Source organism: Rhizobium mayense (assembly GCF_030272705.1).
GTDB classification, from domain to species: Bacteria; Pseudomonadota; Alphaproteobacteria; order Rhizobiales; family Rhizobiaceae; genus Rhizobium; species Rhizobium mayense.
This window is the reverse complement of record NZ_JARFYM010000001.1, coordinates 282,729-302,202: the sequence shown is the minus strand read 5'-3', so window position 1 is coordinate 302,202 and position 19,474 is coordinate 282,729. Positions and strand designations below refer to the sequence as shown.

Genomic DNA, 19,474 nt, shown 5'->3' with positions numbered 1-19,474 from the left:
TTTCGTTAACTTCCGATCGCTTTCGCCGACATGGATTTCCTCGAATCAAATCAGCTTGAAGAATTCTGCCATTAGAATCATAGAGTTGCTACTTTTGAATATCGATCTTTAGAAATTTTTAAACAAATAGGCCCGCGCCGGGGTGTTCGGCGCGGGCCTTTCTGAGGCTTATTTCAACACTGAATCAGTCGCGATCGCCGAGAAGTTTCCAAGCGAGTCCACCAAGCGCACCACCCACGATCGGGGCCACCCAGAACAGCCATAGCTGCTGCAGCGCCCAGCCCCCGACGAACAATGCCTGGCCGGTGGAACGGGCCGGATTGACCGACGTATTGGTGATCGGGATCGAGATCAGGTGGATCAGCGTCAGCGCGAGGCCGATGGCAATCGGCGCGAACCCGGACGGCACCCTGCTGCTGGTCGAACCGAGAATCACGATCAGGAAGAACAGCGTCAGCACGATTTCGGCAATCAGCGCCGATACCATCGAATAGCCGCCCGGCGAATGCTCGCCGTAGCCGTTGGCGGCAAAAGTGCCGAGTTGGAAATCAGCCTTGCCGCTGGCGATCAGGTAAAGCACGGCCGCGGCGACGATGGCGCCGACGACCTGGGCAACGACATAGGGAATAAGCTGCGAACCGGGCAAGCGACCCGCAACCGTCAGACCGACTGAAACAGCCGGATTGAAATGGCCGCCCGAAACACCGCCGACCGCAAAGGCCATGGTGAGTACGGTCAACCCGAACGCGAACGCAACACCTAGAAAACCAATACCAAGGCCCGGGAACGCTGCCGCAAAGATTGCACTTCCGCAGCCACCGAACACAAGCCAGAACGTTCCAAGAAATTCTGCAATAAGTTTTTTCTGCATAAAATCTGTCTCCTCAGCCCTCAACCAGAGCGATAGTCAGCCATTTATGAAAAAAAGATTCCGGTCAAGACACGCCGGACAAACGCCCATTAAAACAGCAAACGTTCGCTCAAATGCCCTCGACTCAACGATTGCCGCAAAAGATTAGCACGCATTTATTGGTTTATTGCTTTTCAAACGTTTGCGCCGAACAAAAATTGCGCTAAGGACACACGTTCCCCGCTAAGTTAACCTTGGCATATTCTAAATTGGTAGGACCATGACCGACGCGATATCCCCCTTATCGCCGACCCCCTCGTCATCGAACAGCGTTGTTGCGAATTCTCCGGCGCGCGTTCTGATCGCGAGCCTTATCGGCACAACGATTGAATTTTTCGACTTCTACGTTTATGCGACGGCAGCGGTCATCGTCTTCCCGAAGCTGTTTTTCCCGGCAAGCGACCCGACTTCGGCAACGCTGCAGTCGTTCGCGACCTTCTCCATCGCCTTCTTCGCCCGACCGATCGGCGCGATGATCTTCGGTCATTTCGGCGACAGGATCGGCCGCAAGGCGACGCTGGTGGCCGCCTTGATGACCATGGGCTTTTCGACGGTCGTGATCGGCCTCCTTCCGGGCTATGATTCGATCGGCATTCTGGCACCGCTGCTGCTAGCCCTCTGCCGTCTCGGCCAGGGCCTTGGCCTCGGCGGCGAATGGGGCGGTGCAGTGTTGCTCGCCACGGAAAATGCCCCCGAAGGCAAGAGGACCTGGTACGCCATGTTCCCGCAACTTGGCGCGCCCATCGGCTTCATCCTGTCGGCTGGTCTCTTCCTGATCCTGCGTGAAAGCATGCCGGATGCCGACTTCCTGAATTATGGCTGGCGCATTCCGTTCCTCATCAGCCTGGCGCTGGTCGCGATCGGCCTCTACGTGCGTCTGAAGATTACCGAAACACCGGAATTCCGGCGCGCGATCGAAAAAGAAGAGCGCGTCTCCGTTCCCATCGCCGTCATCTTCCGCTCGCATCTGCGCAGCCTCATCCTCGGAACGATCATCGCCGTCGCGACCTTCGTGTTGTTCTACCTGATGACCGCGTTCACGCTGAGTTGGGGCACCAGGCCGCTTACGGCTGTCCCCCCGGGTCTCGGCTTCTCGCAGGGACAGTTCCTGGTCGTCCAGCTCGTCGGCGTCGTCTTCTTCGGCCTGACGATCCCGCTTTCCGGCCTATTGTCGGATCGTTATTCGCGCCGGCTGGTTCTGATCCTGACGACGATCGGCATCCTGATCTTCGGCCTGTACTATTCGACGCTGCTGACCGCGGGCCTTGCCGGCGCGTTCGCTTGCTCGATCATCGGCCTGGCCTTGATGGGCTTCACTTATGGTCCGATCGGCGCCGCACTTGCCGCCCCTTTCCCGACGGCCGTGCGCTACACCGGCGCCTCGATGACCTTCAACCTCGGCGGCATCGTCGGCGCCTCGCTGGCCCCCTATATCGCCACCTGGCTCGCGTCGAACTACGGGCTCGTCTATGTCGGCTACTATCTGGCGCTGGCCGCCGCTCTGTCGCTGATCGGCATCCTGTTGTCGGGCAACGACGAAGTTTAAGGAAGTTCCGAGGACCTCCCCATAACCAATTGAAAAGGCCGGGCGAAAACCCGGCCTTTTTGTTGAATCGTTGCACAAACGGAAAGGCGGCGGAAAGCTTATTCCGTCGTCACCCCCTGAAACGGCCGGACCTCGCGGCCGGGCATGAAGCACCCGAGACGCTTGATTTCCCATTCCAGCTTGATGCCCGATTTCTCGAAGACCTCACGCCGAACCTGCTCGCCGAGATATTCGAGATCGTAGCCGGTCGCCTGCCCCATATTGATCATGAAATTGCAGTGCAGCGACGACATCTGCGCGCCACCGATGACGAGGCCGCGGCAGCCGGCTTCGTCAATCAGTTTCCAGGCGGAATGTCCCTCGGGATTCTTGAATGTCGAACCACCGGTCTTCTCGCGAATCGGCTGCACCGTCTCGCGATGCGCACGCACGGCGTCCATCTCGGCCCGGATCTTGGCTCGATCCTCGGGATAGCCCTCGAAAAGAACATGGGTAAAGATCAGATCGTCCGATGCCGTCGAATGGCGATAGGAGTATCCCATCTGTGCATTGGTCAGTACATGCTTCTTGCCCTTGCGATCGACCGCATGCACCTCGACAACGCGATCGCGCGTTTCGCAGCCATTGGCGCCGGCATTCATGCGCGCCGCGCCGCCGATGCCGCCGGGTATGCCGTAGAAGAAGTGGAAGCCGCCGATGCTGTTATCCATGGCCATGGCGGCGACGTGCTTGTCCGGGCAAATGGCACCGGCCAGGATGCGGTTCTCACCGGCAAGCTCGACCGAACCGAAGCCCTTGGCGGACAGGCGCAGAACAACGCCAGGAATGCCGCCGTCGCGCACCAGGATATTCGAGCCGACGCCGACCACCGTCAACGGCACTTCGGCCGGCAGGATCTTCAGGAAAGCGATCAGATCGTCCGTATCATGCGGCTGAAACATCAGCTCCGCCAACCCGCCGGCACGAAACCATGTGACGCGATCCATCGGCGCATCCGGCGTTAACCGGCCGCGAATGTCTTTAATGCTGTCGCCGAGCGACGCCAGAAGCTTTTCCCCATTTACCTGTTTCATGCGGACTTACCCGAAAGGCCTTCCAATTCCTTTGGCAATGAAGCTGCCCAATAAGTGATGCTACCAGCCCCCAAGAGAACCACAAAATCACCCGGTCGCGCAATCTCTGCAACCATACGGGCAAGATCCTCTTGAGACGGCAGATAGCGTGCATCGCGATGGCCACCTGCCTTGATCCGCGACACAAGCGCCTGCGAATCCGCACCCTCGATCGGATCCTCGCCGGCCGCGTAGACCGGTGCCAGGAAAATGCTGTCGGCATCGTTGAAGCAGGCGGCGAATTCCTCGAACAGGCTCGACAGGCGCGTATAGCGATGCGGCTGGTGGACGGCGATGATGCGGCCTTTGCAAGCCTCACGCGCCGCCTTCAGCACAGCTTTGATCTCGACCGGATGATGACCGTAATCGTCGAAGACCTTGACCCCGTTCCATTCGCCGGTCAGCGTGAAGCGACGTTTGACACCACCAAAGGAGGCGAGGCCTTTCGCGATAGCCTCGTTGGAGATGCCGAGCCGGTTGGCGACGGCGATCGCCGCTGTCGCATTGGAAATATTGTGCCGGCCGGGCATCGGCATGACGAGATCCTTGATCTGGATCACCTTGCCTGTCCGGCGCCTGCGAATTTCGATGTCGAACAACGAGCGCGTTCCGTCGATGCGCACATTCATGAAGCGCACATCGGCCTGCGGATTTTCGCCATAGGTGATGACCTTGCGGTCCTCGATGCGAGCGACCAGAGCCTGCACTTCCGGATGGTCGAGGCACATGACGCCGAAGCCGTAGAACGGCACGTTCTCGACGAACTGCCCGAAGGCGGCGCGCACGGCGTCGAAATTGCCGTAGTGATCGAGATGCTCCGGGTCGATATTAGTAACGACCGCGACGTCGGCGGGCAGCTTCAGGAACGTGCCGTCCGATTCGTCGGCCTCCACCACCATCCACTCACCTTCGCCCATGCGGGCATTCGTGCCGTAAGCGTTGATGATGCCGCCGTTGATGACGGTCGGGTCTAGCCCACCGGCTTCAAGCAGGGTGGCAACCAGCGAGGTCGTCGTGGTCTTCCCATGCGTGCCGCCGATGGCGATGGCGTTGCGGAAGCGCATCAGCTCGGCCAGCATCTCAGCGCGGCGCACGACCGGCAGCAGCTTTTCGCGCGCGGCGACGAGTTCCGGATTGTTCTTCTTGATGGCCGTGGAAACCACCACGACTTCGGCGTCGCCGAGATTCTCCGCCTTGTGACCGATATGAACCGGGATTCCTTTGTCGCGCAACCGCTGCACGTTGGCGCTCTCCGACTGGTCGGACCCCTGCACGCGATGGCCAAGATTATGCAGCACCTCGGCGATGCCGCTCATCCCGATACCGCCAATACCGATAAAATGCACAAGGCCGATAGCCTTCGGCAGCTTCATGCGCCCGCCCCCTTGAATTCCTGAATTGAACGTTTTGCGGCAATAGCCTCTACCATATCGGCGAGCAAGCTCGCCGCATCCGGTTTGCCCGCCTGCTTGGCCGACGCCGCCATCTTTGCGAGCTTCTCCGGCATCGTCATCGCGCCGCGCAGGATCGTCGACAACTTCTCCGCCGTCAGCTCGGCTTGTGCGATGACCTTCACCCCGCCCGTCGCCGCAAGAGCGGCCGCATTGGCCGCCTGGTCGTGATCCAGGGCGTAGGGATAGGGCACGAGGATCGCCGGGCGACCGATGACGGCGAGTTCAGACACCGTCGAAGCGCCGGACCGGCAGAGAACGAGATGCGCAGCACCGATACGCTCGGCCATGTCGGTGAAGAAAGGCGCGACATCGGCGTCCATCTCCAGCCGCCTGGTGCAGCTATTGACCGTCTCCATGTCCTCAGGACGCACTTGCTGCGTGATCCGCAGCCGCTTGCGCAGCGGCTCTTCCAGCAGGCTGATCGCCGTCGGCACCGCCTTGGAGAAATATTGCGCACCCTGGCTGCCGCCGAAAACGACCAGATTGAAAGGATCATCCGCGCCGGATGGCACATAGGGCCGCTTTGCCGCTTCGATGACGGCGGGACGCACGGGATTACCGGTCGTCACCGTCTTCTCAGGAAACGCGCCGCCCTTCTCCGGCAGGAAGCCGCCGGCGATCGCCTGGACGCGCCCCGCGAGCGCCTTGTTCGCGCGGCCCATGACGGCGTTCTGCTCGTGAATCATCGTGGGCACGCCCATGCGGGTGGCGGCAAGCAGCGGCGGCACGGTCGGATAGCCGCCGAAGCCGACGACGCACAGCGGCTTGATATTGCGGATGAGCTTGCGCGCAGCGCGCATGCCCGTCCACAGCGTCCACAGCGACCTGGCGACCTTTATGGGGCTCTTGGAGCCGATCGTTGCCGACGGCACGACATGAATCTCATCGGCCGGGAACTTGCCGGCATAGCGTTCGGCACGGCTGTCGGTGACCAGGTGCACGGAATAGCCGCGCTCCCTCAGCTGATAGGCCAGCGCCTCGGCAGGAAATACGTGGCCGCCGGTTCCGCCGGCGGCAAGCAGGATAATACCTTTACTCATGATCTTCGCTCCCGCGAATACCCCTCTACACAGGGCATCTCCCTAATATAGGAAGCCGCCATCCCCGCGTCACTGACGTACGTCAAGCGTCCTTCATAGACCCCCATCCTTGCGAAAGCGAACAAAGAATAGGCGTCGTCCGGGAAATGCGGGGGGAGTGTAGACGAGTCCAACACGATCACTCCGCCGGCAATCCATGCGTCACGCGGAAGAGCGTGCGATCCTGAGCCCTCTTTTCCGGCCTATGGCGCGTGAGCGCGAGAATGAAGCCTGCGGTTACGCAAATGGCGGTCATCGACGATCCGCCATAGGAGATCAGCGGCAAGGTCATGCCCTTGGCCGGCAGCAGCTGCAGGTTCACGCCGACATTGATGATCGACTGAATACCGATCTGCAGCACCAGACCCGCGACGGCAAAGCGGTTGAAATCGTTCTTTTCCCTATAAGCATGCGACAGGCCGCGCAGCACCAGGAAGGCGAATATGCAGACGAGCACCATGCAGAAGACCACACCGAACTCCTCGGCAGCCACCGAGAAGATAAAGTCGGTGTGAGCATCCGGAATGATGCGCTTGACGATGCCTTCGCCCGGGCCGACGCCGAACCAGTTGCCGTGAATGATCGCTTCCTTGGCGGTATCGACCTGGAACGTATCGCCCTCGCCTGTCATGAACTTGTCAACGCGAAGCGCCACGTGGGGGAAGACGTAGTAGGCAGCCACGAAGCCGCCGGCACCGAGACCGCCGAGTACCCCGATCCACAGCCAGGGCATGCCGGCCATGAAGAACATGCCGCCCCAGACGGCGGTGGTGAGAATCGTCTGCCCAAGGTCGGGCTGTGCAACGAGAAGCGCCGCAACGATGCCGAAGAGGATGATGGCAAAGAGATTGCCCGGAATTTCCGGCTGGCGCGCATGCTCGGCGAACAGCCAGGCGCAGACGACGACGAAGGCGGGTTTCATGAATTCCGACGGCTGGACAGAGAGCGCCGCGATGTTGACCCAGCGCCGCGACCCCTTGACCTCGACACCGAAGAACAGGGCAAAAAGCATCATCGCCAGCGACACGATCAGCAGGATGACGGCCGTGCGCCGCACCTGCCGCGGCGACATGAAGGAAATGCCGATCATCGTCGCGATCGCCGGAACGAGGAACAGAGCGTGACGCTTGACGAAGTGGAAGGGTTCGAGCCCAATGCGCTCGGCGACTGCGGGCGACGCCGCGAAGGAGAGCATGAACCCAATACCGATCAGGAGAATGAAAAGTGCCAGGAACACACGGTCGATGGTCCAGAACCAATCGGCCAAGGCCCCACGCTCAACGCGGCTTACCATATCAATTGCCTCCAGTTGCTGAACCGACCAGCATGGTGACACCTTCGATCGCAGCCACATGGCTGACGAAGGCATCACCCCTGACCTCGAAATTCTTGTACTGATCGAAGCTTGCGCAAGCCGGTGACAACATCACCGCCGACACCGCATGTTCATCCCTGTCCGCATCGGCTGCCGCGTGGGCGACGGCTCGCTCCAGCGTGCCTGATATCTCGTAGGGCACCTGCTCGCCGAGCGTCGCCGCGAACGCGGGGGCCGCTTCCCCGATCAGATAGGCCTTGGCGATGCGGGGAAAGAGCGGCGCCAGCGTCGTGATCCCTCCTTCTTTCGGCAAACCGCCGGCGATCCAGTAGATATTGTCGTAGCTCGAGAGCGCCGGTGCGGCGGCGTCCGCATTAGTCGCCTTCGAATCATTGACGAAAACGACGCGGCCACGTCGGCCAACCGGCTGCATGCGATGCTTGAGACCGGGGAAGGATTTGAGCCCCGCGCGAATCTGATCCGGCGATACACCGACCGCAAGGCAAGCGGCGATTGCAGCCGCAGCGTTTTGTGCATTGTGCCCGCCGCGCAGCGTCTGGATACCGTCGAGATCGGCTATCTCCGAGGCCGCCGCGGTCGACGCCTGGATAATACGACTGCTCTCGGCATAAAGTCCGTCGGCCAACGGATGCCGCCGCGAGATGCGTGTTACCTTAACACCCGCCCGCTCGACACGATCGGCAATCAGCGAAGAATGACTGTCGTCGATGCCGATGACGGCAACGTCGCTGCCCGCCACCAGCCGTTCCTTGATATCGGCATAGTGCTGCATCGTGCCGTGCCGGTCGAGATGATCGGGCGTCAGATTGAGCAGAATGCCGGCGGAAGGATTAAGTGTCGGGGCGAGATCGATCTGATAGGAGGAGCATTCAACGACATAGTAGCGCTCCGCCTTCGGCGGCTCCAGCGTCAGGATGGCCGTTCCGATATTGCCGCCGAGCTGCGTGTCGCGGCCGCTCGACTGCAGGATATGGGCGATCAGTGCCGTCGTGGTCGATTTGCCGTTAGTGCCGGTGATGGCGATGAAAGGGCAATCCGGCGCATGCGCGCGCCGCTCGCGGACGAAGAGCTCCACATCGCCAATGACCTCGACGCCGGCAGCATGAGCGAGGTCGACGGTCCAGTGCGGCCTCGGATGCGTCAGCGGCACGCCGGGCGACAGCACGAAGGCAGATAGCCCGTTCCAATCGATGGTTCTAAGATCGGCGACGGGAATGCCCTCGGCGCCGGCCTTCGCCACGCTGTCGGGATTGTCGTCCCAGGCGGTCACCTCGGCGCCGCCGGCGACAAGCGCCCGCGCGGTGGCAAAACCCGAGCCGCCAAGGCCGAAGAGTGCGACCTTTTTCCCCTTGAGCGTGGTGACAGGGATCATCGCCGCCTCACCGGAGCTTCAGGGTCGAAAGGCCGACCATCGCCAGGATGACCGCAACGATCCAGAAGCGCACCACGACTTGGCTTTCTGTCCAGCCCTTTTTCTCGAAGTGATGGTGGATCGGCGCCATCAGGAAGACGCGGCGGCCGGTCATCTTGAAGAAGCCGACCTGGATGATGACCGAGAGCGCCTCCAGCACGAAAAGGCCGCCGATGATTGCCATGACGATCTCGTGCTTGGTGGCAACCGCCACCGAACCGATCATGCCGCCGAGTGCGAGAGAACCGGTGTCACCCATAAAAATAGCCGCCGGTGGCGCATTGAACCAAAGGAAGCCCAGACCGGCGCCGATAACTGCGCCGAGCACCACGGCCAATTCGCCGGTGCCAGGCACAAAGTTGATCGCCAGATAGTCGGCGAAGACATAATTGCCGGCAAGATAGGCGATAATGCCGAAAGAGGCAGCGGCAATCATGACCGGCACGATGGCAAGCCCGTCGAGACCGTCTGTCAGGTTCACTGCATTACCCGCGGAAACGATGACGAAAGCGCCGAACAGCACGAAGAATATGCCGAGATTGAGCATAAAATTCTTGAAGAACGGGAACGCGATCGACGAACCGAAGGTCGAACCGGCGGTGCCGGAAGACAGCGCCGTGTTCATCATGAAGTAAACGGCGATGGCGGCTATGAGGAATTCGATGCCGAGGCGCGCACGGCCGGAAAAGCCCTTGTCACTCTGCTTCGTGACCTTGAGATAGTCGTCATAGAAGCCAATGGCACCGAAGCCCAATGTAACCAGCAGCGTTGCGACCACATAGACGTTGGCAAGATCGGCCCACAGCATTGACGACACGACGATGCCGGCCAATATCATCAGGCCGCCCATGGTCGGCGTACCGGCCTTCTTGAAATGTGTTTGCGGACCGTCAGCGCGAATCGGCTGTCCCTTGCCCTGGCGTACGCGCAGGGAGGAGATGATTCGCGGCCCGAAGAGGAAGACGATCAACGCCGAAGTGAACAATGCGCCGCCGGTGCGGAACGTGATATATCTGAACAGATTGAGAAATCTGAAATGAGTACTGAAAAAATGAACGTGGTCCGACAGTTCGGCAAGCCAGATCAGCATAAGAGCCCTTTCTAAAGCCCCTGATGGGAATGGGGCTCCGTGTCGGGGAATGCTGGAAACTTGTCAAGCAAAGCTGCCACGATCTTCCCGAACCCTATCCCCAGCGATGATTTCACCATCAAAACGTCGCCTGGGGCGACCGAGTTGAGCACGAATTCCGCGAGTTCCTCCGTAGTCTCACGATATTCGACATGAACACTTTCCGGCAGCGCATCCCTCAACGCCGCCATCTCCGGACCTGCCAGCCAGACATGCTCGATGCCGGCCGCCAGCAGCGGACCGGCGAGATTGGCATGCACTCGCTGGGCATAATCCCCCATTTCCAACATGTCGCCGAGAATGGCGATCCGCCTGCCCGCTCTGCTGCCGACATTCGCATCCGGCGACGACGTCGCCAGCAGCGCGATAGCCGCGCGCATGGAGGCGGGATTGGCGTTGTAACTCTCATCAATCAGCGTGAAATAGCCGTTGCCGATAGCGCGCTTGTGGCGCTGCCCTCGGCCTTTTTCCGCCCGCAGCGTCGCCAGCGCGTCGACCGCCTTGTCGAGATCGGCCTCGACCAGCATCACCGCGCCGAGAACGGCCAATGCGTTTTCTGCGATATGCCGACCGGGCGCGCCGATCGCCACTTCCATCGTCTCGCCGCCAATCGTCAGCCATAGCGTCGAATTCTCTTCCGATGCGTTGAATTCTGCCAACCGCACGTCCGCCTTGGCATGCTGGCCGAAACTGTGCACATGCTCGACGCCAGCGGCCAGCGCGGCGCGCTCCAGAAAATCGAACTGGTCGTTGTCGCGGTTGAGGATGACATGACCGCCCGGCACGACGCCGTCGAAAATCTCCGCCTTGGCGGCGGCGATCTCGGTGATGTTCTTGAAATTGCCGAGGTGAGCCGGGGCGATGGTGGTGATGATGGCCACATCCGGCTGCACCATCTTCGTCAGTGGCCGGATTTCCTCCGGATGGTTCATGCCGATCTCGAAGACACCGAAATCAGTATCCTGAGGCATGCGCGCCAAGCTCAGCGGCACGCCCCAATGATTGTTGAAGGAGGCGACGGAGGCATGCACCTCGCCCGATGGCGACAACGTCCGGCGCAGCATCTCCTTCGTGGTGGTTTTGCCGACCGAACCGGTGACGGCGATGATGCGCGCATGCGTGCGCAGGCGGGCGGCAACGCCCAGCCTGGCAAGTGCTGCCAATACGTCGTCGACAACGATCTTCGGCACCGTCAGCCGGCCCATCGCCGGCAGCCGCGCCTCGCTGATCACGATCAATGCAGCGCCGTTCGCCATCGCCAGATTGGCATAGTCATGGCCATCGACGCGATCGCCCTTGATCGCGAAGAAGGCTTCGCCTGGCTTGATCGAACGGCTGTCGATGGAAATCCCCGTAACGCCCTCAGGCAGCGCTCCGAAAGAGCGGCCCGCAATGGCGGCGATCATGTCTTCAGTTGTCCATAGCCAGCTCAAGACTTTCCCTCCTCCAGTGCTTTGCGCAGTTCGGCATGGTCCGAGAAAGGCAGCGTAACGCTGCCGATCGTCTGACCTTCCTCATGCCCCTTGCCCGCGACGATCAGCGTATCGCCGGATGTCAACATGCCGACCGCCTCGCGGATCGCCTTGGCGCGATCGCCGATCTCCGTGGCGCACGGCGCCGCCGTCATGATCTCCGCACGAATCGCCGCCGGCTCTTCCGATCGCGGATTATCGTCGGTAACGACAACCACATCGGCCAGACGGCAGGCGATTTCGCCCATGATCGGGCGCTTGCCGCGATCGCGGTCGCCGCCGCAACCAAAAACGACGATGACGCGGCCGGTGGTGAACGGCCGCACTGAATTCAGCACGTTTTCCAAAGCATCCGGCTTGTGTGCATAGTCGACATAAGCAAGTGCGCCGTCATGGGTATGACCGACAAGCTCCAATCGACCGGAAGCGCCGACGAGCTTCTCCAGCGCACCCATGGCAAGCGGCGCGGCAACGCCGGTGGAAATGGCAAGACCCGCAGCAACGAGCGCATTGGCGATCTGGAAATCGCCGGCAAGTGGAATATGAACCTCGAAAATATCGTCACCGATATGAACTTCGGCGACCTGCTTATGACGGAAATGCTCGACGCGCTTCAGCGTCAGGAAATCTCCCTTGCGCCCGACGGTGCGTATTTCTTGCGCGGCGTCGCGTGCAGCCGCGATAGCCTGTTCCGACCATGCATCGTCGGCGAAGATCACCGCCGGCGAGCCCTTCGGCAACAGATCACGGAACAGCCGCATCTTGGCGGCCATATAGTCCTCGACCGTCGGATGATAGTCCATATGATCGCGACCGAGATTGGTGAAGGCAGCCGCAGCGAGCCGGACGCCATCAAGACGGAATTGGTCGAGGCCATGGCTAGAGGCCTCCATCGCCGCATGGGTAATACCTTCGTTTGCAAGCTCGGCAAGCAGTTGATGCAGTGACACCGGATCGGGCGTCGTCAGCGAGCCGTAATCGTTGCGCGTCGGCGAGACAACGCCGGTCGTGCCGATCATCGCGGCCGGATGACCCGCATGCGCCCATATCTGACGGGTGAACGACGCGACCGAAGTTTTACCGGCCGTGCCGGTAACGGCAACCATCGTCTCGGGCTGCCGGCCGTAAAAGCGCGAAGCCGCGACTGCGAGGAAACGGCGCGGCTCCGCAACGGTCAGCAGCGGCACGCTAGTGGCAACGGCACCATGGCCGGCGACAACGACGGAGGCACCACGCGAAACGGCGTCGGCAATGAAACTAGCGCCATCGGCCTTCGTGCCGGCGACGGCTACGAAGGCCATGCCGGGTGCAACCTTACGGCTATCGGCGGAAAGGCCTGTTATCTCAAGATCGCCAAGTGTCCCGCCGACTTGTTCGTTGAGTTCCGGAAATGCTGTTCCGGCAATGTCCCGCAAGTTCATCGAATATACTTTTCGCCTTCTTGATCAGTCCGCCCCTCGCGAATCGACCCGTGTATTCTTTCACGCTTAATAAGACACCAGCAAGGCCGAGTTGCCGTTTCCGAAGCTGGGTTGGATTCCGAGGATGGGTGCGGCCCGAGCGATGATATCACGAGCGATCGGCGCTGCCGTATAGGCCGAGATCGTGCCGCCGTGCTCACCGGTCTTCGGCTCGTCGCAGAAGGTCATGATGACATATTGTGGATTGTCGATCGGGAATGCGGCCAGGAAGGTGTTGAAATTCAGCGTGTGCGAGTAGCGGCCGTTGACGACCTTGTCGGCCGTACCGGTCTTGCTGCCGACGTCATAGCCGGGTACGCGGGCGGCACGGCCGGAGCCCTTGGAGCCGTTGAAATCGAGCAGGAAGCGGATGTCGTCGCTGGTGCTCTTCTTGACGACAATCTTGGCGATCGCATCGGCCTGCTCGCGGGTGCGCGGCAGGAAGGTCGGCTCGATCAGCTTGCCGCCGTTGACGAGAGCCGCACCAGCGACCGCCACCTGCAACGGCGTGGTGGAGACACCGTGGCCAAAGGAAATGGTGATCGAGTTGATCTTCTTCCACACATGCGGCTGGCTCGGCATCTTCACTTCCGGCAGCTCGGTATCCATCTTGGTGAGCAGCCCCATCTTGGTCAGGAATTCCTTGTGTGCATCGATGCCCACGAGATCGGCGATCTTCGCCGTACCGATGTTGGAGGAATACTGGAAGATTTCCGGAACGGTCAGCACACGATGCTGGCCGTGGAAGTCGTGAATGGTGAACCCGCCTATACGGATCGGGTTGGTGGCGTCGAAGGCGTCACGCAAGGTCACCTTGCCGGAATCGAGCGCCATCGCCATGGTGAAGGTCTTGAACGTCGAGCCCATTTCGAACGTGCCGTTCGTCATGCGGTTGAGCCAGCCTTCCGCAGCGCCCTCGTTCGGATTGTTCGGATCGAAGTCGGGCGCAGACGCCATGGCCAGCACCTCGCCGGTGCGAGCGTCAAGTACCGCCGCACCCGCACCTTTCGCTTGGAAATTATTGACGGCGTTGACGACGGCATCATGGACGATGTCCTGCACGCGCAAATCGATCGAAAGCTTCACCGGCTGCAGCGGCTGGTCACTGGTCATGCCGGCAGCCGCGAGGTCGGCGAGACCCTGGTCGTCGATATATTTCTCCATGCCGGTAACGCCGCGGTTGTCGATGTTGACGTAGCCGAGAATATGGGCGGCGGTCGAGCCGCCCGGATAGAAGCGGCGCTTTTCCGGACGGAAGCCGATACCGGGAATGCCGAGCGCCAGAATCTGGCTCTGCTGTTTCGGCGTCAGCTGGCGGCGAAGCCAGGCGAAATGCGAGGTTTTGACGGCGAGCTTCTTATAGGTGCCCTTGGTGTCGAGGTCGGGCAGGACGGTGCGTAACTGCTCGACCGCCTCATCGGGATCGATAATCTTGTTCGGCTCGGCAAACAGCGACACCGTGCGAATATCAGTGGCAAGCAGGGCGCCGTTGCGGTCGATGATGTCAGGGCGCGACGCCATGAGCCGGTCCGGCGGCAGGATACTCGACGTCGTATCCGGCGGTGTCATGGCAAACTGGGCAAGACGGCCGCCGATGATGCAATAGACGACAGCAAAGCTCGCGACCAACAGAACGACACGGCTCTTGGCCTGGTTGGCTTTGCGTTTGCGGGCACCTTCGAAGGTCGAGCCTCTGAAACCGTCATTCGGGCGATTGTTGCCGTCGGTGGAGAAATGCGCCTTGCTTTTCAAGACCATGATGCGCGAAAGAAAAGACATCACTCGTCCACCGATCCAGTTGCGATATTGTCGACTTCTTGTTTCTTGCGCTTCAGCAAGGACGGCGCCTTGGCGACCGGACGCGGCGCAGGAGCGGCGGCGACATCGGCAATTGCCTTCCTGATTTCCGCATCGGTCGTGTCGCCATTCTTCGACGCCGCCACGGCATTCTTGCTGCCAGGCGGCTTGGCGCTGCCGCCCTTCGCGCCATCCTTGGTATCGGCAACGATTTCGGGCGGAAGCTGCGCGCGCGGCATCGGCAATTCGTTCGGCTGCACGATCGCCGTCGACAGCGTCGGCTGCAGCTTGAGTTCATTGCTATAGTTATTGACCAATCGCTCCAGGCGGTTGGGCTGCACAACCAGCGCCCAGTCCGCCTTCAGAAGTTCGATCGTGTCCCTTTCCAGCTTGATCTCCGATTCGAGGCGATGGACCTCTTCGAGCTTCAGCTCGGCACGATGCTTGATGGTGTAGGTAACGGAGGCCATCGCCGTCATGACGCCAATCAGAACGATGTCAAAAGTCTTCAGCATATCAACCTCCGAGCTTTCCGAGACTGGCGAGATTGGGCAGATCGAAGATCGAAAGATCGGCAACCTCGGCTGGGACAGCCGTGCGAAGACCCGCGCGCAGCTTTGCCGAACGCGCCCGCGGATTGGCCTCCGCCTCGGCATCACTGGCTGAAACCATCGACTTGCCGATGGGATCGAAGGTCGCCAGTCGCTCATGCACCATGGGCATGTGACGCGAGCCCGCGGCGCGGCCGGAGCGATCAGCGAAGAACTTCTTGACGATCCGATCTTCCAGGGAATGAAAGGTCACGACGACCAGGCGCCCGCCCGGCTTCAAGACCCGCTCAGCGGCAAACAGAGCCTGCGCCAGTTCGCCGAGCTCGTCGTTGACGAAAATACGCAGCGCTTGGAAGACACGGGTCGCCGGATGAATCTTGTCCTTGGCCTTACGCGGCGTGACGATCTCGATCAGTCCGGCGAGATCACGGGTGGTGGCGAACGGCGCTTCCGCGCGCCGCTTTTCGATCGCATGCGCAATGCGCGGCGCCTGCTTTTCTTCCCCAAGGAAAGCGAAGATGCGAATGAGATCGGCCAGCTTGGCGCGATTGACGACATCGGCCGCCGATACGCCGCTTGCCGACATCCGCATGTCCAGCGGCCCATTCTTGCTGAACGAGAAGCCGCGCTCAGCCTCGTCGAGCTGCATCGAAGAAACGCCGATATCCAGCACGACACCGTCGAGCCCACCCTGCGGCGCATGATCAGCAAGCTGAGAAAACTGCGAATGAATGAGAGAAAGATGGCCGGCATGGGCGGCAACCATTGGCTCGCCGGCCGCAATCGCCGTTGGATCGCGATCGAGCGCAATCACATCCGCACCGGCCGCCAAAATAGCCGAGGTGTAGCCACCGGCACCGAACGTGCCATCCAGAATGACCTTGCCGGCAGCCGGCGCCAACGCCTCGAGCACTTCCGCAAGAAGAACCGGAATGTGGCGAACCGGTCCGCCACCGGCATCAGTCGAGCCTCCGCCAGGATTCGCCACCATTCCGTTTCCCCGTTCTATTCCGAGCGCCTGCCCGCCAGCCTGCGCTCCTCTCGTGCCTGCGCCTGCAAGGCTTGAAAAGCCTCCGGCTGCCACAATTGAAAATGATCCGCCCGCCCGACGAAGGTTACCTCGTTGGCGATACCGGTGAAATCGCGGATGAAATCCGTGACCATCAGCCGCCCTTCCGCATCGAGCTTCATGAAGACCCCGCCGCCGTGGATCAGGAGCGACATCTGGTTCGCCGCCGGCGAAAAAGGATCGTCCGCCGCGATTTGCCGCTCGAACCGATCGAGCAGATCGAGGCCGCCGACGCTGATCGCCGGGAACACAAAATCCTGGAAACAATACAGCTCCTGGATATTGCGCTCTGCCAACACGGAACGGAATACCGCAGGCACGGACACCCGGCCTTTGGCATCTATTCTGTTGGTCGCATTTGACAGGAAGCGGTTCATGACGCGAAACACCCGTTTCCCATGACATACGGGCGATCACTTGCCCGCAGACACAGCCAAAATCGGACACAGCTTCGCAAGCCGAAAGAGAGAACACCCCTCCGACACCTCCAAGAAAGGAGGGATCACGGCTTTGCGATAAATGGGCGATGATTTGCCCTTGTGCAGTGTGCTTTTGGGATACCATGGGACCATATGGGCGTCAATGGGATGAAGCCACACAGACGTGGCCACAGCCTGAATATTCATAAGCTGTTAAGTTTAACGAAAGGTTAGGATCGCTCTAAGCCAAGGTGCCAAAACGGATTGTTTTCACGGACGAAAACGCCTCCCCCCGACACAATGGAGCGGCTCAAAAACCGGGCGTTTCGGCGGCCTGAAAAAATGTTTCCACAGGGCAAACGATGAGCATCGGCCTCATCGAAGGACAGTTTGCCAGTTGGCCTGTAAGCCGGGTTCTGTATGGCTCCGACCGAGGCCGGAACGTGGCAGCCATTCATCTTGGACGCCGCTTGCGCGGCGCCTCATGCAACCCACCCGGATGACCGGCCCGGAAACAGGCTGGACCGCTTGCGCGATCCGCGTCATCCCTATTCGGTTTTGCTCCCGGTGGGGTTTACCGTGCCGCCGCTGTTGCCAGAGACGCGGTGGGCTCTTACCCCACCCTTTCACCCTTACCCGATCCGAGGACCAGGCGGTTTGCTTTCTGTGGCACTTTCCCTGAGGTTACCCCCGCCGGACGTTATCCGGCACCGTGTTTCCGTGGAGCCCGGACTTTCCTCACCCCACCGCCTTTCGGCATTGGTGAGGCGCGGCTGCCCGGCCAACTGGCAGGGGCTCCATTAGCCGAGAGTGCCGGCAATTGCCACCGAAATATGCAGCTTTCTCTTCCCATCGGCCTAAGCGCGGAAATGCGCAGAGAAATCCGTATGGTAGCCGTCATCCTTGATTCGACCTTCGAGCAACAATTCGGCCCCGAGTCTGCCGATCTCGTCGGAACTTTTCGCCGCCGTGCCACAACCGCCGGTCAGAACGGCGGCGCGCGATGACGACGTGTAACCGATCATCGGATAGGTCGTCGGCGAATAGGAAACGGCGCAGGAATTGGTAAAGGCCGCCGGACCCGTCACGCTCGGAACCAGCTCGTGGATAATCCGCGTGAGGTGATCGCGCGCCTTGTCGCGACCGGCGGTTCGAAACCACGTGCGCAGTTCCGTCTCGCTGTCGAGCTGGAGGTCATCCGGATCGCCGCCGATCTTGATATAGTATTTTCCATCCGGGTAGCGGATCGGGGGCAGCAGGTAGATGCTGTCGATATCGTCGGGCTTGGAAGATATCAGCGACGGCATGGCCGAAAGTGTCTCGGCCTCCGCCTCGCTCACCTCGAAGAAGGTCACCGTGCGACCATAAACCTTCATCTCAACAGGCCGCGGCAACAGATTCTCGGCAATGGAGAAACAGCCAGCTGCGAGGAGGACTTTCTCCGCCCTGAACGTCTCACCTTCCGCGGTGGTGACGGTCACCAGAGCACCCTCGTCGCGGATCGAGACGACGGTTTGCTTGATGATGCGAGCCCCTGCCTTCTCCGCCAGCAGCGACTGCGCCTTCACCAGCCGCCGTGGGCTGATATGACCGGCGCCGTGCGGCTCGAAGACGCCCTCGCTGCCTTGCGCGAAGGAGAAGAAGGGGAATTTCGCCTTCAGCCCCGCATCATCCAGAAGTTCCGTCTGGACGCCGAGCCGAGCGGCGGCAGCAACGACATTATCGACATAGGTATGGGCGCCGCCTCGCTTCGGCCCTACCACGAGGCAGCCGACGGGTGCGTAGAATTGGATGCCGCTGTCGCGCTCGATCTCGGCATAGCGGGCGATCGAGCGGTTGGCGAGCCGCGCCCAATCGGCGTCGGGATCGATGGTTCGGGTGATGCGGCCTTCATCGTAGTGACTGCCGAAAACACCCCGATGGTTCGCGCGGTCTTCGGGTTCGTCCGGGCCGATGACGGCCACTCCATCCACCTGTTTTGCCAGATGGCGGGCGGCAGCCGCCCCCATCATTCCCCGACCGACGACGATGAACCTGAAATCCGCTGCCATGTTATGTCCCTCGCAAATGTTCGCGAACTCGATAACATGGAAAGCGGTTCCGCCCTACCCGCAATCCCCTCGAAAGCAGCCATTAGTCAAGGAGCGCCAGCACCTTGCCGCAATATTGCTGCGAGGTCGGATTCATGTGAGTCGCCGCGTGACCGGCATTGTATTTGAGGATGGTATTACAGGTCGGTCCGCCGCCAAGCTTCTGCGCCATGGCGAGATATTTCATGCCGAACTTGATATTCGTGTCGGGATCGTAAAGTCCCTTGGCGCTGCCGGAATAACCCATCAGCTTTGCGGTGGTGGGCTTGATCTGCATCAGGCCGATCTCGCCGGCGCTGCCGCGCTTTTTTGGATTGAAGTTGCTTTCGATCTGAACAACAGCGGTTGCCAGTTCGACCGGCACGCCGTTCTGCTTGGCGTATTTGGCGATCACGGCTGAGTAGGGATTTTGCGCGGCGAAGGAATTTTCAGCATCGTGCAATTCAGTAGAAGCATTCGGTGCGGCATAGCCGGTGGTTCGCGTGATGATCTTTAGAGGAAGGGTCTGGGTTTTAGTGTCGTGTGGGCCTGCAAAGGCGCAATCATATCCTGTCAGCAGCACGCTCACGCACGCCGCAGCGGCAATAGTCAGATTTTTCATGTAGTCTTTTGTCTCCAGGCGCGGGATCGCGGACAGCA

16 protein-coding genes and 1 other RNA gene are annotated in these 19,474 nt (G+C 60.6%); 1 reads left to right on the top strand and 16 read right to left on the bottom strand.

Annotation, left to right across the window (positions count from 1 at the left end):
- Positions 1–184: 184 nt before the first annotated feature.
- Positions 185–871, bottom strand: a complete 687-nt coding sequence (aqpZ, locus tag PY649_RS01480; protein WP_285866313.1) for an aquaporin Z — start codon at positions 869–871, stop codon at positions 185–187.
- A 259-nt stretch (positions 872–1,130) separates the two neighbouring features.
- Here aqpZ and PY649_RS01475 point away from each other — a divergent pair, with 259 nt between their 5' ends.
- Positions 1,131–2,456, top strand: coding sequence for an MFS transporter (locus tag PY649_RS01475; protein ID WP_285866312.1), 1,326 nt, complete (start codon positions 1,131–1,133; stop codon positions 2,454–2,456).
- A gap of 98 nt (positions 2,457–2,554) precedes the next feature.
- On the opposite strand, the gene murB is transcribed toward PY649_RS01475, so the two are convergent.
- From murB to PY649_RS01400, 15 genes are all read right to left on the bottom strand, one after another.
- Positions 2,555–3,529 (bottom strand): UDP-N-acetylmuramate dehydrogenase, encoded by a 975-nt coding sequence (gene murB / locus PY649_RS01470; RefSeq protein ID WP_285866311.1) that lies wholly within the window; start codon positions 3,527–3,529, stop codon positions 2,555–2,557.
- Positions 3,526–4,941, bottom strand: coding sequence for a UDP-N-acetylmuramate--L-alanine ligase (gene murC, locus PY649_RS01465; RefSeq protein WP_285866310.1), 1,416 nt, complete (start codon positions 4,939–4,941; stop codon positions 3,526–3,528). Before murC ends, murB begins: the two co-directional genes overlap by 4 nt.
- Complete coding sequence (gene murG / locus PY649_RS01460; protein ID WP_285866309.1) at positions 4,938–6,062, bottom strand: undecaprenyldiphospho-muramoylpentapeptide beta-N-acetylglucosaminyltransferase; 1,125 nt, start codon at positions 6,060–6,062, stop codon at positions 4,938–4,940. The genes murC and murG overlap by 4 nt, the downstream gene beginning before the upstream one ends.
- 178 nt (positions 6,063–6,240) lie before the next feature.
- Positions 6,241–7,395: a putative lipid II flippase FtsW gene (gene ftsW, locus PY649_RS01455; RefSeq protein ID WP_285866307.1), complete on the bottom strand. Its 1,155-nt coding sequence runs from the start codon at positions 7,393–7,395 to the stop codon at positions 6,241–6,243.
- 1 nt (position 7,396) lies between these two features.
- The gene (murD, locus tag PY649_RS01450) at positions 7,397–8,809 is read right to left on the bottom strand and encodes a UDP-N-acetylmuramoyl-L-alanine--D-glutamate ligase (RefSeq protein ID WP_285866306.1); all 1,413 of its coding nucleotides are present in this window, start codon (positions 8,807–8,809) and stop codon (positions 7,397–7,399) included.
- A 7-nt stretch (positions 8,810–8,816) separates the two neighbouring features.
- The gene (mraY, locus tag PY649_RS01445) at positions 8,817–9,938 is read right to left on the bottom strand and encodes a phospho-N-acetylmuramoyl-pentapeptide-transferase (protein WP_285866305.1); all 1,122 of its coding nucleotides are present in this window, start codon (positions 9,936–9,938) and stop codon (positions 8,817–8,819) included.
- Between the two features lie 11 nt (positions 9,939–9,949).
- Positions 9,950–11,410 (bottom strand): UDP-N-acetylmuramoylalanyl-D-glutamyl-2,6-diaminopimelate--D-alanyl-D-alanine ligase, encoded by a 1,461-nt coding sequence (locus PY649_RS01440; protein ID WP_285866304.1) that lies wholly within the window; start codon positions 11,408–11,410, stop codon positions 9,950–9,952.
- Positions 11,407–12,870: a UDP-N-acetylmuramoyl-L-alanyl-D-glutamate--2,6-diaminopimelate ligase gene (locus PY649_RS01435; protein WP_285866303.1), complete on the bottom strand. Its 1,464-nt coding sequence runs from the start codon at positions 12,868–12,870 to the stop codon at positions 11,407–11,409. The genes PY649_RS01440 and PY649_RS01435 overlap by 4 nt, the downstream gene beginning before the upstream one ends.
- A gap of 66 nt (positions 12,871–12,936) precedes the next feature.
- A complete protein-coding gene (locus PY649_RS01430) occupies positions 12,937–14,688 on the bottom strand; it encodes a peptidoglycan D,D-transpeptidase FtsI family protein (RefSeq protein ID WP_285866302.1) in 1,752 nt (583 codons plus the stop codon).
- Positions 14,688–15,221, bottom strand: coding sequence for a cell division protein FtsL (ftsL, locus tag PY649_RS01425; protein WP_285866301.1), 534 nt, complete (start codon positions 15,219–15,221; stop codon positions 14,688–14,690). Before ftsL ends, PY649_RS01430 begins: the two co-directional genes overlap by 1 nt.
- Position 15,222: 1 nt before the next feature.
- Positions 15,223–16,248 (bottom strand): 16S rRNA (cytosine(1402)-N(4))-methyltransferase RsmH, encoded by a 1,026-nt coding sequence (gene rsmH, locus PY649_RS01420; protein ID WP_285866300.1) that lies wholly within the window; start codon positions 16,246–16,248, stop codon positions 15,223–15,225.
- A gap of 14 nt (positions 16,249–16,262) precedes the next feature.
- Entirely contained in the window at positions 16,263–16,703 is a 441-nt protein-coding gene (gene mraZ / locus PY649_RS01415) for a division/cell wall cluster transcriptional repressor MraZ (RefSeq protein ID WP_285866299.1), read from the bottom strand.
- A gap of 431 nt (positions 16,704–17,134) precedes the next feature.
- An RNA gene (gene rnpB / locus PY649_RS01410) (RNase P RNA component class A) lies at positions 17,135–17,534 on the bottom strand.
- Between the two features lie 68 nt (positions 17,535–17,602).
- On the bottom strand, positions 17,603–18,796 hold the full coding sequence (locus PY649_RS01405) for an NAD(P)/FAD-dependent oxidoreductase (RefSeq protein ID WP_285866298.1): 1,194 nt from the start codon (positions 18,794–18,796) through the stop codon (positions 17,603–17,605).
- 82 nt (positions 18,797–18,878) lie between these two features.
- A complete protein-coding gene (locus PY649_RS01400) occupies positions 18,879–19,436 on the bottom strand; it encodes a lytic transglycosylase domain-containing protein (RefSeq protein ID WP_285866297.1) in 558 nt (185 codons plus the stop codon).
- Between the last annotated feature and the right edge of the window lie 38 nt (positions 19,437–19,474).

Bases quoted from the DNA above. Each gene is read 5' to 3' on its own strand.
- mraY (WP_285866305.1), bottom strand. From the start codon at position 9,938: ATGCTGATCTGGCTTGCCGAACTGTCGGACCACGTTCATTTTTTCAGT.
- ftsW (WP_285866307.1), bottom strand. From the start codon at position 7,395: ATGGTAAGCCGCGTTGAGCGTGGGGCCTTGGCCGATTGGTTCTGGACC.
- mraZ (WP_285866299.1), bottom strand. From the start codon at position 16,703: ATGAACCGCTTCCTGTCAAATGCGACCAACAGAATAGATGCCAAAGGC.
- rsmH (WP_285866300.1), bottom strand. From the start codon at position 16,248: ATGGTGGCGAATCCTGGCGGAGGCTCGACTGATGCCGGTGGCGGACCG.
- PY649_RS01430 (WP_285866302.1), bottom strand. From the start codon at position 14,688: ATGTCTTTTCTTTCGCGCATCATGGTCTTGAAAAGCAAGGCGCATTTC.
- murG (WP_285866309.1), bottom strand. From the start codon at position 6,062: ATGAGTAAAGGTATTATCCTGCTTGCCGCCGGCGGAACCGGCGGCCAC.
- PY649_RS01400 (WP_285866297.1), bottom strand. From the start codon at position 19,436: ATGAAAAATCTGACTATTGCCGCTGCGGCGTGCGTGAGCGTGCTGCTG.
- PY649_RS01475 (WP_285866312.1), top strand. From the start codon at position 1,131: ATGACCGACGCGATATCCCCCTTATCGCCGACCCCCTCGTCATCGAAC.
- murB (WP_285866311.1), bottom strand. From the start codon at position 3,529: ATGAAACAGGTAAATGGGGAAAAGCTTCTGGCGTCGCTCGGCGACAGC.
- murD (WP_285866306.1), bottom strand. From the start codon at position 8,809: ATGATCCCTGTCACCACGCTCAAGGGGAAAAAGGTCGCACTCTTCGGC.
- PY649_RS01435 (WP_285866303.1), bottom strand. From the start codon at position 12,870: ATGAACTTGCGGGACATTGCCGGAACAGCATTTCCGGAACTCAACGAA.
- murC (WP_285866310.1), bottom strand. From the start codon at position 4,941: ATGAAGCTGCCGAAGGCTATCGGCCTTGTGCATTTTATCGGTATTGGC.
- ftsL (WP_285866301.1), bottom strand. From the start codon at position 15,221: ATGCTGAAGACTTTTGACATCGTTCTGATTGGCGTCATGACGGCGATG.
- aqpZ (WP_285866313.1), bottom strand. From the start codon at position 871: ATGCAGAAAAAACTTATTGCAGAATTTCTTGGAACGTTCTGGCTTGTG.
- PY649_RS01405 (WP_285866298.1), bottom strand. From the start codon at position 18,796: ATGGCAGCGGATTTCAGGTTCATCGTCGTCGGTCGGGGAATGATGGGG.